The following is a 13676-nucleotide window of genomic DNA, read 5'->3' on the forward strand; positions in this document are numbered from 1 at the left end:
GAGCCCCCGCAGGGGCAGTGTTACAGGACCATCGCGGCCACCCAGCCAAACGCCAGCAGCGGCAGGTTGTAGTGCAGGAAGGTCGGGACCACGGTGTCCCAGATATGGTGATGCTGGCCGTCCACGTTCAGGCCGGAGGTCGGGCCGAGGGTCGAATCCGAGGCCGGCGAACCGGTATCGCCCAGCGCCCCGGCCGTGCCGACGATGCAGACGATCGCCATCGGGCTGAAGCCCAGTTGCACGCACAGCGGCACAAAAATCGCCGCGAGGATCGGCACCGTGGAAAACGACGAACCGATACCGATGGTCACCATCAACCCCACCAGCAACATCAGCAGCGCGCCGATGGCCTGGCTGTGATCAATCCACGCCGCCGCGCTTTCAACCAGCGAACGCACTTCGCCGGTGGCCTTGAGCACTTCGGCAAAGCCCGAGGCGGAGATCATGATGAAGCCGATCATCGCCATCATCTTCATGCCTTCGGTGAACAGGTCGTCGGTCTCACGCCACTTGACGATGCCCGACGCCGAGAAGATCAGGAACCCGGCCAGCGCGCCGATAATCATCGAATCCAGCAGCAACTGAATGATGAACGCCGCCGCGATGGCCAGACCGGCGATGCCGATGGTCATCGGGTTGTAGGCGACGCTGACCTGCTCCACCTGCTCGATCTTTTCCAGGTCGTAGACCCGCTTCTTGCGGTAGCTGAAGAACACCGCCAGCAACAGGCCGAAGACCATGCCCGCCGCCGGTATGGCCATGGCATGCATGACATTGATCTGACTGATATCCACGCCAGCCTTGCTGACGTTGGCCAGCAGGATCTGGTTGAGGAAGATGTTGCCGAAACCGACCGGAAACACCATGTACGGCGTGATCAGGCCGAAGGTCATGACGCAGGCGATCAGTCGGCGATCCAGTTGCAGCTTGGTCAGTACATATAAAAGCGGCGGCACCAGCAGCGGAATGAACGCGATGTGGATCGGCAGGATGTTCTGCGACGCGATCGCCACCACCCACAGCAGGCCGATCAGCATCCATTTGACGCTGCCACCACCGGTCGCATGCTGGCGGTCGACCATCGCCAGAGCCTTGTCGGCCAGCGCATGGGCCAGGCCGGACTTGGCAATCGCCACGGCGAAAGCGCCGAGCAACGCGTAGGACAACGCCACTGTCGCCCCGCCCCCCAGGCCACTGTTGAAGGCCTTGAGCGTGGCGTCGATGCCCAGACCACCGGTCAGGCCACCGACCAGCGCACCGACGATCAACGCGATCACCACATGCACCCGGGACAGGCTGAGGATCAGCATGACGCCGACCGCAGCAATCACTGCATTCATTTCACTACCTCAAAAACACGACGGTAAAGCCATTCACCGCCAGACAGGATGAGTCCGGCAGGCAAGCCACGAGGGTCGCCAGCGGATTTGCATAGAGGGTCTTATTAGAAGGGCGCGCACTGTGCCGCAGAGCGGGCGCAGTGTCAAAGCGAGCGGTCGCGCCACTGTGTAACTTTGCATGATCAAAGCGCTGAAGATGGCATATCCGCCACAACATGCGTCAATTCGCCATATTGCATTTGCGCCATAAAGAAAGTCGAAACGCGGCCGTTACAGTGCAAAGTCTCAGATATTTATCGAATAAGGACGTCCTCCATGTCGCTCAGACAACTTTCCATCCAATGGAAAATCACCCTGCTCGCCGGGCTCTGCCTGGCCGGTATCGTGACCCTGTTGGTGGGTCTTTCGCTGTATCGCATGGAGCACAGTTCCGAACTGGTGAAAGCTTCGAGCATGGAAATGCTCACTGAATCGGCCCAGGCCCGCATCGAATCCCAGGGCGAAGTCCAGGCAGCGGGCATTCGCCAGCAGTTCATGGACGCCTATCAATATGGCCACGGTTTCTCGCGTCAGGTGCTGTTCCTGCGTGAACAGGCCGAGAAGCGCTTCCTCGATGCCTTCGACCTGCGCGAAGACATGACCCGTCAGGTGAAATCGGCCCTGCAGGCCAACCCGGATCTGCTCGGCCTGTCGCTGGTGTTCGAAGCCAATGCGCTGGACGGCAAAGACGAACTATTCGCTGGGCAAAATGAATTAGGCAGCAACGACAAGGGCCGCTTCGCCCTGTACTGGTCGCAACCGACGCCAGGCAAAGTGACCTCGATGGCACTGCCGGAAAGCGACATGGCCGACACCAGCACCGGCCCCAGCGGCCAGGCCGCCAACGCCTGGTTCACCTGTCCGCGCACTACGCTCAAGCCGTGCGTGATCGAACCGTACTTCTATGTGATCGACGGGCAAAAGGTGCTGATGACCAGCATCGTGTTCCCGCTGATGGTCAACGGCAAAGTCATCGCCTCGCTGTCGGTGGACATCAACCTCAACAGCCTGCAAGCGATCAGCCAGAGCGCCAGCAAAAAGCTCTATGACGGCCAGACCGCTGTGAGCATCATCAGCCCCGCCGGTCTGCTCGCCGGTTACAGCCCGGACGCCAATAAACTCAGCCAGCGCCTGGATGCCGTGGACACCACCAGCGGCGCCGAACTGCTGCGTCTGCTCGCTTCGAGCCACACCGTCAGCAGCCTGCACAGCAATGCGCAGCTGAAAGTGCTGTCGCCGTTCCAGCCGATTCCCGGCGGCCCGTCGTGGGGCGTGCTGCTCGATGTGCCGGAAAAGGTTCTGGTAAGCCGCGCCGAAGCGCTCAAGCAACAACTGGATGCCAGCAACACTTCCGGCACCCTGATCGAACTGAGCCTGGGCGTAATCGCCGCACTGATCGGCCTGCTGTTGGTGTGGCTGATGGCCCGCAGCGTGACCAAACCGATCCTCGGTGTAGCGCACATGCTGGAAGACATCGCCAGCGGTGAAGGCGACCTGACCCGACGTCTGGCCTACGACAAGAAGGATGAACTCGGTCAACTGGCCGGCTGGTTCAACCGCTTCCTCGACAAGCTGCAACCGATCATCGCCGAGGTGAAACGCTCGGTGCAGGATGCACGCAACACTGCCGACCAGTCTTCCGCGATCGCCACCCAGACCAGCGCCGGCATGGAGCAGCAATACCGTCAGGTCGATCAGGTGGCCACCGCGTCCCACGAAATGAGCGCCACCGCCCAGGACGTGGCCCGCAGCGCCGCGCAAGCCGCCGAAGCTGCTAAGGATGCCGATCGCGCCACCCGTCAGGGCCTGACCGTGATCGACCGCACCACCGCCAGCATCGACACCCTCGCCGCCGACATGAGCGCGGCGATGGTGCAGGTCGAAGGCCTGGCCGCCAACAGCGAGAAGATCGGCACCGTGCTGGAAACCATCCGCGCCATCGCCGAACAGACCAATCTGCTGGCACTCAACGCCGCCATCGAAGCCGCCCGCGCCGGTGAAGCCGGACGCGGATTTGCGGTGGTCGCCGACGAAGTGCGCAACCTCGCCCGCCGCACTCAAGAGTCGGTGGAAGAAACCCGTCAGGTCATCGAACAGTTGCAGAACGGCACCCAGGACGTGGTCGGTTCGATGGGCAACAGCCATCGCCAGGCCCAGGGCAGCGTCGAACAGGTCGGCCAGGCCGTGACCGCGCTGCGCCAGATCGGCGACGCGGTGACGGTGATCAGCGACATGAACCTGCAGATCGCCAGCGCTGCCGAAGAGCAGAGCGCGGTGGCTGAAGAGATCAACAACAACGTGGCGACGATTCGTGATGTGACGGAATCGCTGTCGGGGCAGGCGAATGAATCGGCGCGGGTGAGTCAGTCGCTCAATAGTCTGGCGAATCAGCAGCAGAGTTTGATGGATCAGTTCCGCGTTTGACGGGAGTTTGTCGAAGATCAAAAGCACCCCCTCACCCCAGCCCTCTCCCCCAAGGGGGCGAGGGGAAAGGGAGCAGATCTCCAAGGTGTTCAAAACCTGAGTTCAACTCGATAGATCAGGTCGGCGTAGCTCGAAAAAGCAACTCGGTCAGTCCCCTCTCCCTCCGGGAGAGGGCTAGGGTGAGGGGGCTCTCGAAGATCACCGCCGAGGCAACTGAATCTCCACCTTCAACCCACCCCACTCACTCTCCCCCAACACCAAAACCCCATCCCACGTCTCGACAATATCCCGCACAATCCCCAGCCCCAACCCATGCCCATGGGTCTGCTCATCCAGCCGCGTCCCCCGGCTGAACACCTGAGCCCGCTGCGCCTCGGGAATCCCCGGCCCGTCATCCTCCACGCTCAGCACAAAACCTTCCGCCGTTTCGACCACACTCAGCCGCACCTCGGCATCCGCCCACTTGCAAGCGTTGTCCAGCAGGTTGCCGAGCAGCTCCAGCAGGTCCTCACGATCCCACGGCAATTGCAGGCCTGGCGGGGCCACGTAACTCAGCTCCAGATGCTCGCCATGGATCATGTTCAAAGTCGACAACAACCCCGGCAGTTCTGCGTCGCAATCGAACAGCGCTCCCGGCAACGCATCGCCAGAGAGCCGCGCGCGGTTGAGCTCGCGGTTCAGCCGTTGCTGAACCTGTTCCAGTTGTTCCTTGAGGATCTTGCGCAGTTCCGGGTGCGCGTCGAGCCTTTCACTCGACGCCAGACTGAGCAGCACCGCCAACGGGGTTTTCAGCGCGTGCCCGAGATTGCCCAGGGCATTGCGCGAGCGCTTGAGGCTGTCTTCGGTGTGCGCCAGCAAATGGTTGATCTGCGCCACCAGCGGTTCCAGTTCCGCCGGCACTTGCTCATCGAGTTGTGAACGCTGGCCCTGCTGCAACTGGGCGATCTGTTCGCGAGCTTTTTCCAGCGGTCGCAACGCGCGGCGCACGGTCAGGCGTTGCAACAACAGAATCAGCAGCAACCCGGCCAGCCCCAGGCCGAGGCCGATCTGGCGCATGCGCTGGAAGCTCTCGCGCACCGGCGTGTAATCCTGGGCCACGCTGATGGAAATCGACTGGCCGAGCCGTCGATAGTCCGAACGCAGCACCAGCAGTTGCTGACCGTCCGGCCCCAGTTGCAGGTTGCTGTGCAGGCCGGAGCGTTCGAGCAGCGGCAGATCCTGATCCCACAACGAGCGGGATCGCCAGTGGCTGTCGGCGAAATCGATGCGGAAGTAATGCCCGGAAAACGGTCGCTGGTAAGCCGGCGACAAGTGCCGTTCATCCAGCTGCAAGCCTTGCGGCCCGCGAACCAGTGCCACCAGCAGGCTCTCGCTGTCGTTACGCAAGCCGGCTTCGAGATAGCGCTGCAACCCCACTTCGAACAACCACAGACTGGTTTGCGCCAGCAGCACGCCGACGACCACCAGCACGCTGATCAACCCCAGGCTCAAGCGGCGCTGGATCGATCTCACGAAGCCTGTCCGCCAAACAGATAACCCTGACCGCGACGGGTTTCGATCACGCTTTTGCCGAGCTTGCGCCGCAGGTGATTGACGTGGACTTCAAGCACGTTTGAATCGCGCTCGGTCTCGCCGTCGTAGAGGTGTTCGGCGAGGTGGCTCTTGGAGAGGATCTGTTCCGGGTGCAGCATGAAGTAGCGCAGCAGACGAAATTCGGCAGCGGTCAGCTGAATATCGGCACCGTCGCGCACGACACACTGACGGCCTTCGTCCAGATGCAACCCAGCAGCCTTGAGCGTCGGCTGGTTGGCCTGGCCCTTGGAGCGGCGCAGCAGCGACTGGATGCGCAAATACAGTTCTTCCGGATGGAAGGGCTTGGTCAGGTAATCGTCGGCGCCGGCCTTCAGGCCTTCGATGCGCTCGGCCCAGGAATCGCGGGCGGTGAGGATCAGCACCGGAATCGTCAGACCGCCGGCGCGCCATTGCGCCAGCACCTCAAGCCCCGGCACGCCGGGCAGACCGAGGTCGAGGACGATCAGGTCATAGGGCTCGCTGCTGCCCTGATAGACCGCATCGCGCCCGTCCGCCAGCCAGTCCACCGCATAGCCCTGACGCTGCAGGCCAGCGAGCAGTTCGTCAGCCAGCGGTACGTGGTCTTCCACCAGAAGCAAGCGCATCGGTCAATCTTCCTTGTCTTTCACGAGTTCGCCGGTGTCGGCCCTCAGGTGCAGCTCGCGGGCCACACCTTCGACGGTCAGCAACTCGACTTCATAAATGTAGACGTCGTGTTTTTCTTCCAGCTCGACTTCCAGCAGTTTCGCGCCGGGATAACGGTCCATCGCCTGCTGCAGCACTTGCTCCAGCGGCAGGATCACGCCCTGCTTGCGCAGATTGAGGGCTTCGTCGGGACCCAGGTCGCGGGCCATGGCCGTCGAGCAAAACAGCACCAGCGCCAATGCCGTACGGCGGGTGGCGCGAACATTAACCTTCATTACGTATCCTGATGATCCTTGAGCACTTGCCCGCTCACCGCGTCCAGTTCCAGGTCCCATTCCAGCCCCTGCGGATCACGCAGTTCGATCTGGTAGATGTACTTGCCGTACTGTTCTTCCAGCTCGGTGTCGGTGATCGTCGAACCCGGGTGTTTGGCCAACGCGGTGGCGTTGAGCTTCTCGAAGGAGACGATAGTACCAGCGTCGCGCAGGCGCAGGGCTTCATCCGGGCCGAGATCGCGGGCGTGGACGGTGCTGGCGGTGAGGCCGATGATGGAGGCAATGGTCAGGGCAGTCAGGGTTTTCATGGGGTCTCCGTATTTTTATGTGTCGCTACGGGCGGCACCTTAACGGTGCGAACTTAACTGAAACTGAATTGCCATCATGGGGTCTGCTCCTGCAGCCACGGCAACATGTGCTTATAATCTTTCGCTTGCTAACGATCGAGACCGGTATGACCGCCATTCACATCAAGTTCCCTTCCCTCACCCTCAAGGCCGGCCCCCGGGCCATGGCGCGCATTCGTGCCCAAGGCCTGAACGCCGCCGACGTCGGCACCCTGCCCGGGGCTGCCGGTGGGCCGAAGGCGTTGGGAATTCAGGGGCTGGATCTGGCGTTGTTCGGCGAGTGGCTGCCGGCGGCGCCGCGCGAGCGTTCGCTGATCGGTGCGTCGGTGGGTTCGTGGCGCTTCGCCAGCGCCTGTTTGCCGGACGCCGCCGAAGGCATCCGCCGCCTCGGCCATCTGTACACCGAGCAGAACTTCAACAAAGGCGTGACCATCGGCGACGTCAGCCGCAGTTCGCAGCGCATGCTCGATGACCTGCTCGACGGGCGCGACGCCTTGCTTCTCGACAACGCCCATTACCGCCTGAACATCATGGTGGTCAAAAGCCACGGCGGGCTGGCAGACGACCATCGCGGCCGGCTCGGGCTGGCGCTGGGCTCGGTGATCGCCGACAACCTGCGGGGCCGCGCGCGGCTGTCGCGGCACTTCGAACGGCTGATCATCCACGACCCGCGTCTGGCGCCGCCGGTGCATGCGCTGAATGACTTCCCGTCGCGCTTCGTCGCCCTCGACGCCGGCAACCTGCGCCAGGCGCTGCTGGCCTCGGGCTCGATCCCGATGGTCATGGAAGGCGTGCGCGACCTGCCGGGTGCCGGTGCCGGCACCTTCCGCGACGGCGGTCTGCTCGACTATCACCTCGACCTGCCCTACAGCGGCGACGGCATCGTGCTGTATCCGCACTTCACCGATCGGGTGATTCCGGGCTGGTTCGACAAGACCCTGCCGTGGCGCAAAGCTTCGGTCGAGCGCTTGCAGGACGTGCTGTTGCTCGCGCCATCGAAGGAATACCTGGCGCGCCTGCCCTACGGCAAACTCCCTGACCGTAACGACTTCAAGCGCTTCATGGGCGATGCGCCGAGCCGGCAGAAATACTGGCGCGCGGCGATGGATGAGAGCCGCCGGATGGGCGACGAGTTCCTTGAGCTGACTGCCAATGGTCGCCTCGCGGAGCGCTTGCTGACCCTTTAGTCAGCACAGCCCTGGACAAGCTGGTAAACTCGCCGCCTGCCCGAATTCGCTGCGGCGAACGCCATCTGAACAGAGCTGAAATCACTGTGGAAATCTTCAAGGAATTTACGTTCGAATCCGCCCACCGCCTGCCCCACGTACCGGACGGCCACAAGTGCGGACGCCTGCACGGTCACTCGTTCAAAGTGGCGATTCACCTGAGCGGCGACCTCGATCCGCACACCGGCTGGATCCGTGACTTCTCCGAGATCAAGGCGATTTTCAAGCCGCTGTACGAGCGTCTGGACCACAACTACCTGAATGACATTCCGGGCCTTGAGAACCCGACCAGCGAAGTGCTGGCCAAATTCATCTGGAATGAATTGAAGCCTCTGCTGCCGGAACTCAGTGCGATCCGCATCCACGAGACCTGCACCAGCGGTTGCATTTATCGCGGCGAGTAAATCCCGCGACACAAAAAAACCACCGAGACCGGTGGTTTTTTTACGCCTATGCTTTTTGGCTCGAACCCGCCAAGAGGACAGGCCCATGACGGACTGGCTGCTGGATCAGGTCTTTGATTTCAACGGGCGACAGATTCGCCACGGGGTGCGCGGCGACGGCCCGCCGCTGGTGTTCGTGCACGGCACGCCCTTCTCGTCTTACGTGTGGCACCGCATCGCGCCGCACTTTTTCGCCACGCACCGGGTGCATTACTTCGACCTGCTGGGCTACGGGCGGTCCGAGCAACCGGACGCCGACGTCTCCCTCGGCGTGCAGAACGATTTGCTCGCGCAGTTGCTCGATCACTGGAGTCTGCAACGCCCGGACGTGGTCGCCCACGACTTTGGCGGCGCCACCGTCCTTCGCGCCCATCTGCTCAACGGCAAGGATTACCGCAGCCTGACCCTGATCGACCCGGTGGCGCTGACGCCTTGGGGCTCGCCGTTCGTGCAGCACGTGCGCCAGCATGAAGCGGCGTTTAGCGGCCTGCCCGATTACATCCAGCGCGCCATCGTACCGACCTACATTCGCGGGGCGATTCACCGGGATATTCCCGATGACGAACTGGCGCCCTACGTGCAGCCGTGGCTGGGCGATCCGGGGCAAGCGGCATTCTACCGGCAGATTGCGCAAATGGATCAGCGCTACACGCTGGAAGCGCAGCCGCTGTATCCGACGATTCGCTGCCCGGTGCAGATTCTCTGGGGCGAACAGGATCAGTGGATTCCCATCGAACGCGGACGCGAGTTGCACAAGATGATTCCGGGATCGCAGTTTCATCCGATTCCGAATGCCGGGCATCTGGTGCAGGAGGATGCGCCTGAAGCCATCGTTGCCGCCCTGCTGCGGTTCCTCTGATCCAATCCCGTGACCCTGTGGGAACAGCTGCTCCCACTTGGTTCGGTGCAGCGTCCAATGCACTGCTTTCGCGCCGATCATCCGTGCCTCGTCTATAAATACCCGCAACATCGCGTTTGGCACGACCGCTGCAACCTCTTCGCGTCCTCCCCTTTCCAGCAAGGAACGCCCCCATGACGCAAAACGATCCCGGCAACGATTACCCCCTCAGCGAAGTGCCGATGCACGCGCGCAAAGGCCTGGCCTCCACGGCGATGGTGCTGCTGGGCTTCACCTTCTTCACCGCGACCATGTTTGCCGGCGGCAAGCTCGGCGTGGCGTTCAACTTCGGCGAAATGCTCGCCGTCATCGTCATCGGCAACCTGCTGCTCGGCGTGTACGCCGCAGGCCTGGGTTACATCGCCTTCAAGAGTGGGCTGAACTCGGTGCTGATGGGGCGCTTCTGTTTTGGTGAAGTCGGCAGCAAGCTCAGCGACCTGATTCTCGGGTTCACCCAGATCGGCTGGTATGCCTGGGGCACCGCGACGGCGGCGGTGGTGCTCGGCAAGTATTTCGATCTGAACGAAGCCACGGTGCTGGGGCTGATGGTGCTGTTCGGCCTGGTGTTCTGCGCCACGGCGTATGTCGGTTATCGCGGGCTGGAGATTCTGTCGTACATCGCGGTGCCGGCAATGATGTTGCTGCTGATGCTGTCGATGTGGGTCGCGACCGTGAAAGTCGGCGGCCTCGACGGATTGCTCAGCGTCGTACCCAGTGGTTCGCTGGACTGGTCGACCGCCATCACGCTGGTGTTTGGCACTTTCGTCAGCGGCGCGACCCAGGCCACCAACTGGACGCGATTTTCGCGCTCGGCACGGGTCGCGGTGCTGGCCAGCCTGATCGGTTTTTTCATCGGCAACGGCCTGATGGTGCTGATCGGCGCCTATGGCGCAATCGTCTACCAACAGCCCGACGTGGTCGAAGTGCTGCTGTTGCAGGGCTTCGCCATGGCAGCGATGGCGATGCTGTTGCTGAACATCTGGAGCACCCAGGACAACACCATCTACAACTTCGCCGTTGCCGGCTGCAACCTGTTGCGCACCGGGCGCCGCAAGACCGTGACCCTGATCGGTGCTGTGATCGGCACGGCGCTCGCGCTGCTGGGCATGTACGACATGTTGGTGCCTTACCTGATCCTGCTCGGCACGGTGATTCCGCCGATTGGCGGCGTGATCATGGCGGACTTTTTCTTCCGCTGGCGCGGGCGTTATCCGCGTCTGGCCGACGCACGGTTACCGGCGTTCAACTGGCCGGGGCTCGCGGCTTACGCGGCCGGAACCGTCGCGGCGTTCGGCTCGCCGTGGGTCGCGCCGCTGGTCGGGATCGCCGTTGCCGCGTTAACGTATATCGCAGTGACCGGCCTGCTCGGCGCCCGCAACGCGGCCGCCCCTCTACAAGATCTATAAAAGGATTCGCCCGATGCACATCATCAACGCCCGACTGCGCAACCAGGAAGGTCTGCACGAATTGCACCTCGAAGACGGCCTGATCCGCAGCATCGCGCGCCAGACCGAAGCGCCGACCCTGGGCCCCGACGACCTCGACGCCGGCGGCAACCTGGTGGTGCCGCCCTTCGTCGAGCCGCACATTCACCTCGACGCCACCCTGACCGCCGGCGAGCCGCGCTGGAACATGAGCGGCACGCTGTTCGAAGGCATCGAGTGCTGGGGCGAGCGCAAGGTCACCATCACCCAGGAAGACACCAAGACCCGGGCGAAGAAAACCATTCAGACCCTCGCCGCCCACGGCATCCAGCACGTGCGCACCCACGTTGATGTCACCGACCCGCAACTCACCGCGCTCAAGGCGATGCTCGAAGTGCGCGAAGAAAGCCGTCACCTGATCGACCTGCAAATCGTCGCGTTCCCCCAGGAAGGCATCGAGTCGTTCCGCAATGGCCGCGAGCTGATGGAAGAAGCGATCCGCATGGGCGCGGACGTGGTCGGCGGGATTCCGCATTTCGAGTACACCCGCGATCAGGGCGTCAGCTCGGTGAAATTCCTGATGGACCTGGCCGAACGCACCGGTTGCCTGGTGGACGTGCACTGCGACGAAACCGACGATCCGCATTCGCGCTTCCTCGAAGTGCTGGCCGAAGAGGCCCGCAGCCGCGACATGGGCGCCCTCGTGACTGCCAGCCACACCACCGCAATGGGCTCCTACGACAACGCCTACTGCGCCAAACTGTTCCGCCTGCTCGGGCATTCGGGGATCAGTTTTGTCTCCTGCCCGACCGAAAGCATTCACCTGCAAGGGCGCTTCGACAACTTCCCCAAACGCCGTGGCGTGACCCGCGTGAACGAGTTGCTCGAAGCCGGCATGAACGTCTGCTTCGGTCAGGACTCGATCGTCGATCCGTGGTATCCGCTGGGCAACGGCAACATCCTGCGGGTACTCGAAGCCGGCCTGCACATCTGCCACATGCTCGGTTACCGCAACCTGCAGAGCGCGCTGGACCTGGTCACCGACAACAGCGCCAAGGCCATGCACCTTGGCGAACGCTACGGTCTGGAACAGGGTCGCCCGGCCAACCTGCTGATCCTCTCGGCAGACAGCGATTACGAAGTGATCCGCAGCCAGGGCCTGCCGCTGTATTCGATCCGCAACGGCAAGGTGCTGATGAAGCGGCAGATGCCGGTGGTGGAGTTCGTGGAGGGTTGAGTGGCGGTTATGGTTCGCGCCGGTTTTATCGCAAAACGATAGAGCCAACCTGTCAGATCTGACAGGCGACAACCGCAGCGAACCGGCTCACAGTGAAGCCCAAGGGATCCATCGTTCCCGGGGGGACGATCATGAAAGGGACTTCACTTTTCTGTCGGGTGCGCCGTGCCGAACAGGCGCGCTCGCAGCAGTTCTCCATTGCACTCCTCCAGCAGGATCGGCGCGGTTCCGCCGGGCATCACCACCTGCACCTCTCCCGCTGACACCCAGCCCACCCGCCACGCCGCGCTCGCCACTGCACTGGCGCTGGTGCCGGATGAGGCGGTCGGGCCTTCGCCCCGTTCGAATACCCGCGCCACAATGCGCTGATCGCCGACACGCGTCGCCCATTGCAGGTTGACCCCGGCCGGGCACGGCTGGCCGGCACCGACAGGTGCGGCGAAGGCGATTGCGGTCAGACTGTCCGTCAGCGGCGATTCAAGCATCTGCGCGTTGCTCGGCAATGCGGCTTCATCCTGCACCAGCGTCACGCAATGTGGATTGCCGATGCGCACGAACTGGCTGTGCGCCCAGGCGGGGTCGAGTTGCGCCAACGGTCTGACACGGCTGATTTCCACACCGTTGAAAGGCACCGGTTCAACGCCGAGCGCACTGACGGCTGCCGGGCCGAATCCGGGTTGCCCGAGATCCAGCCAGAAGCCCTGCACGCCCGCCACCTCAGCCGGCTTGACCGAGATCGGCACGGGCGACTGCGCATCCTGTTTGTCGTGATGCACCTGCAACGATGCGCCCTGCTCTGGCATCAGCCCCTGCTCAAGCAGCGCCTGAGAAAAAATCGTCAGACCGTTGCCGCTGCGCTCGGCCAGCGTGCCGTCGGTGTTGACGATCAGCAGATCAAAGGGTGCCGAGGACTGAAAAGGGCCGATCAGCAAGCCATCGCTGCGATGATGTTTGGCACCGGCGGGCCGGATTGCGTCAGGCCATTGGCAGAATGTCGCAATGGCCTGCCCGCTCCAGATGGCTCTGGATGACGCCGCCTCTTGTGCGTTGGCCGGCAGGTCGATGCCCGCCTCACGCACCTGTAGGGGTGAAACCACGCCGTAGATATTGCCGCGCGCATCGTAGAACTTTGCCATCTCGTTTCCTGCGTTCAGGTTGCTGTCTGCGCTCCACTCTATCGCCTGGAGGGATCGACAATCACTTGGAAATATCAGCAAAAGTGATATCACTTCGCCAAGAAACATTTCGTAGCAACTTCGAACAGACCTTATGAACCGTGGCTTTCAGGGCATGTGCGCAACTTTTTGCGCAACTTTAAGCCTTTATGATCCGACTCGGTTCTGGATCAGGCTTTCGCCGAGGTTAGAACTTTCAGGAGATTCCGTTTCACCTCAAGGAGCGTCAAATGTTCAGTCCAGCCAACGAAACGCACTTCAGCCTGACCGTTGAGGACTACGTTTGCGACCTGCAAGTGCTGTCGTTCACCGGCACCGAAGGCATCAGCCAGCCGTTCCGTTTCGACCTGGAACTGGTCAGCGAGAACCCGGATCTGGACCTGGAAAAGCTCCTGCACAAACAGGCATTCCTCGCCCTCGATCCGCAGGGCTCGGGCATCCACGGCCAGATCTACCGCGTTGCCCAGGGCGATGCCGGCAAGCGCCTGACCCGCTACAAAGTCTCGCTGGTGCCGCAACTGCAATACCTGCATCACCGCACCAACCAGCGCATCTACCAGCAGATGTCGGCGCCGAAAATCATCGCGCTGATCCTCGACGAGCATGGCATCAAGGGCAACGCCTACAGCTT

General features: G+C 62.4%; 13 protein-coding genes and 1 pseudogene. 8 read left to right on the forward strand and 6 right to left on the reverse strand.

Annotated elements, in window-relative coordinates; translation table 11 throughout:
* Positions 1 to 20: 20 nt before the first annotated feature.
* Positions 21 to 1340 carry a Na+/H+ antiporter family protein gene (locus M5G18_RS06835; protein ID WP_007955962.1) on the reverse strand — a complete coding sequence of 440 codons (1320 nt, stop codon included), beginning with the start codon at positions 1338 to 1340 and terminating at the stop codon, positions 21 to 23.
* A gap of 1458 nt (positions 1341 to 2798) precedes the next feature.
* Between M5G18_RS06835 and M5G18_RS29010 the strand changes: the two are divergent.
* Together M5G18_RS29010 and M5G18_RS29015 are read left to right on the forward strand one after the other, a co-directional pair.
* A pseudogene (locus M5G18_RS29010) lies at positions 2799 to 2945 on the forward strand (HAMP domain-containing protein); the annotation flags it as partial.
* A gap of 102 nt (positions 2946 to 3047) precedes the next feature.
* Positions 3048 to 3803 (forward strand): methyl-accepting chemotaxis protein, encoded by a 756-nt coding sequence (locus M5G18_RS29015; RefSeq protein WP_371807414.1) that lies wholly within the window; start codon positions 3048 to 3050, stop codon positions 3801 to 3803.
* A 198-nt stretch (positions 3804 to 4001) separates the two neighbouring features.
* On the opposite strand, the gene M5G18_RS06845 is transcribed toward M5G18_RS29015, so the two are convergent.
* From M5G18_RS06845 to M5G18_RS06860, 4 genes are read right to left on the reverse strand one after another with little or no spacing between them, the layout of a single operon-like run.
* Entirely contained in the window at positions 4002 to 5315 is a 1314-nt protein-coding gene (locus tag M5G18_RS06845; protein WP_273898803.1) for a sensor histidine kinase, read from the reverse strand.
* Entirely contained in the window at positions 5312 to 5980 is a 669-nt protein-coding gene (locus M5G18_RS06850) for a response regulator transcription factor (RefSeq protein WP_011335105.1), read from the reverse strand. The genes M5G18_RS06845 and M5G18_RS06850 overlap by 4 nt, the downstream gene beginning before the upstream one ends.
* Positions 5981 to 5983: 3 nt before the next feature.
* On the reverse strand, positions 5984 to 6295 hold the full coding sequence (locus M5G18_RS06855) for a PepSY domain-containing protein (protein ID WP_273898802.1): 312 nt from the start codon (positions 6293 to 6295) through the stop codon (positions 5984 to 5986).
* Positions 6295 to 6603: a PepSY domain-containing protein gene (locus M5G18_RS06860; protein ID WP_039770261.1), complete on the reverse strand. Its 309-nt coding sequence runs from the start codon at positions 6601 to 6603 to the stop codon at positions 6295 to 6297. The genes M5G18_RS06855 and M5G18_RS06860 overlap by 1 nt, the downstream gene beginning before the upstream one ends.
* A gap of 146 nt (positions 6604 to 6749) precedes the next feature.
* On the opposite strand from M5G18_RS06860, the gene M5G18_RS06865 reads away from it, so the two are divergent.
* The 5 genes from M5G18_RS06865 (at position 6750) to codA (ending at position 11870) form a co-directional block, all read left to right on the forward strand.
* On the forward strand, positions 6750 to 7829 hold the full coding sequence (locus M5G18_RS06865) for a patatin-like phospholipase family protein (RefSeq protein ID WP_127798929.1): 1080 nt from the start codon (positions 6750 to 6752) through the stop codon (positions 7827 to 7829).
* An 86-nt stretch (positions 7830 to 7915) separates the two neighbouring features.
* Positions 7916 to 8272 (forward strand): 6-carboxytetrahydropterin synthase QueD, encoded by a 357-nt coding sequence (queD, locus tag M5G18_RS06870; RefSeq protein ID WP_007955941.1) that lies wholly within the window; start codon positions 7916 to 7918, stop codon positions 8270 to 8272.
* A gap of 85 nt (positions 8273 to 8357) precedes the next feature.
* Entirely contained in the window at positions 8358 to 9170 is an 813-nt protein-coding gene (locus M5G18_RS06875; protein WP_273898801.1) for an alpha/beta fold hydrolase, read from the forward strand.
* Between the two features lie 173 nt (positions 9171 to 9343).
* On the forward strand, positions 9344 to 10615 hold the full coding sequence (gene codB / locus M5G18_RS06880) for a cytosine permease (protein ID WP_273898800.1): 1272 nt from the start codon (positions 9344 to 9346) through the stop codon (positions 10613 to 10615).
* 13 nt (positions 10616 to 10628) lie between these two features.
* Positions 10629 to 11870, forward strand: coding sequence for a cytosine deaminase (codA, locus tag M5G18_RS06885; RefSeq protein WP_085745866.1), 1242 nt, complete (start codon positions 10629 to 10631; stop codon positions 11868 to 11870).
* A 143-nt stretch (positions 11871 to 12013) separates the two neighbouring features.
* On the opposite strand, the gene M5G18_RS06890 is transcribed toward codA, so the two are convergent.
* Positions 12014 to 13006: a diaminopimelate epimerase gene (locus M5G18_RS06890; protein ID WP_273898799.1), complete on the reverse strand. Its 993-nt coding sequence runs from the start codon at positions 13004 to 13006 to the stop codon at positions 12014 to 12016.
* A 269-nt stretch (positions 13007 to 13275) separates the two neighbouring features.
* Between M5G18_RS06890 and M5G18_RS06895 the strand changes: the two genes are divergently transcribed.
* On the forward strand, positions 13276 to 13676 hold a 401-nt coding region (locus tag M5G18_RS06895; protein ID WP_273926094.1), incomplete at its 3' end, for a contractile injection system protein, VgrG/Pvc8 family.

The sequence above is a fragment of the Pseudomonas aphyarum genome (assembly GCF_028657055.1).
Lineage (GTDB): Bacteria > Pseudomonadota > Gammaproteobacteria > Pseudomonadales > Pseudomonadaceae > Aquipseudomonas > Aquipseudomonas aphyarum.

Coding starts and splice junctions, on each gene's coding strand:
- codA (WP_085745866.1), top strand. CDS start 10,629: ATGCACATCATCAACGCCCGACTGCGCAACCAGGAAGGTCTGCACGAA.
- M5G18_RS06835 (WP_007955962.1), bottom strand. CDS start 1,340: ATGAATGCAGTGATTGCTGCGGTCGGCGTCATGCTGATCCTCAGCCTG.
- M5G18_RS06890 (WP_273898799.1), bottom strand. CDS start 13,006: ATGGCAAAGTTCTACGATGCGCGCGGCAATATCTACGGCGTGGTTTCA.
- M5G18_RS06855 (WP_273898802.1), bottom strand. CDS start 6,295: ATGAAGGTTAATGTTCGCGCCACCCGCCGTACGGCATTGGCGCTGGTG.
- M5G18_RS06875 (WP_273898801.1), top strand. CDS start 8,358: ATGACGGACTGGCTGCTGGATCAGGTCTTTGATTTCAACGGGCGACAG.
- M5G18_RS06860 (WP_039770261.1), bottom strand. CDS start 6,603: ATGAAAACCCTGACTGCCCTGACCATTGCCTCCATCATCGGCCTCACC.
- M5G18_RS06865 (WP_127798929.1), top strand. CDS start 6,750: ATGACCGCCATTCACATCAAGTTCCCTTCCCTCACCCTCAAGGCCGGC.
- M5G18_RS29015 (WP_371807414.1), top strand. CDS start 3,048: ATGGAGCAGCAATACCGTCAGGTCGATCAGGTGGCCACCGCGTCCCAC.
- codB (WP_273898800.1), top strand. CDS start 9,344: ATGACGCAAAACGATCCCGGCAACGATTACCCCCTCAGCGAAGTGCCG.
- M5G18_RS06850 (WP_011335105.1), bottom strand. CDS start 5,980: ATGCGCTTGCTTCTGGTGGAAGACCACGTACCGCTGGCTGACGAACTG.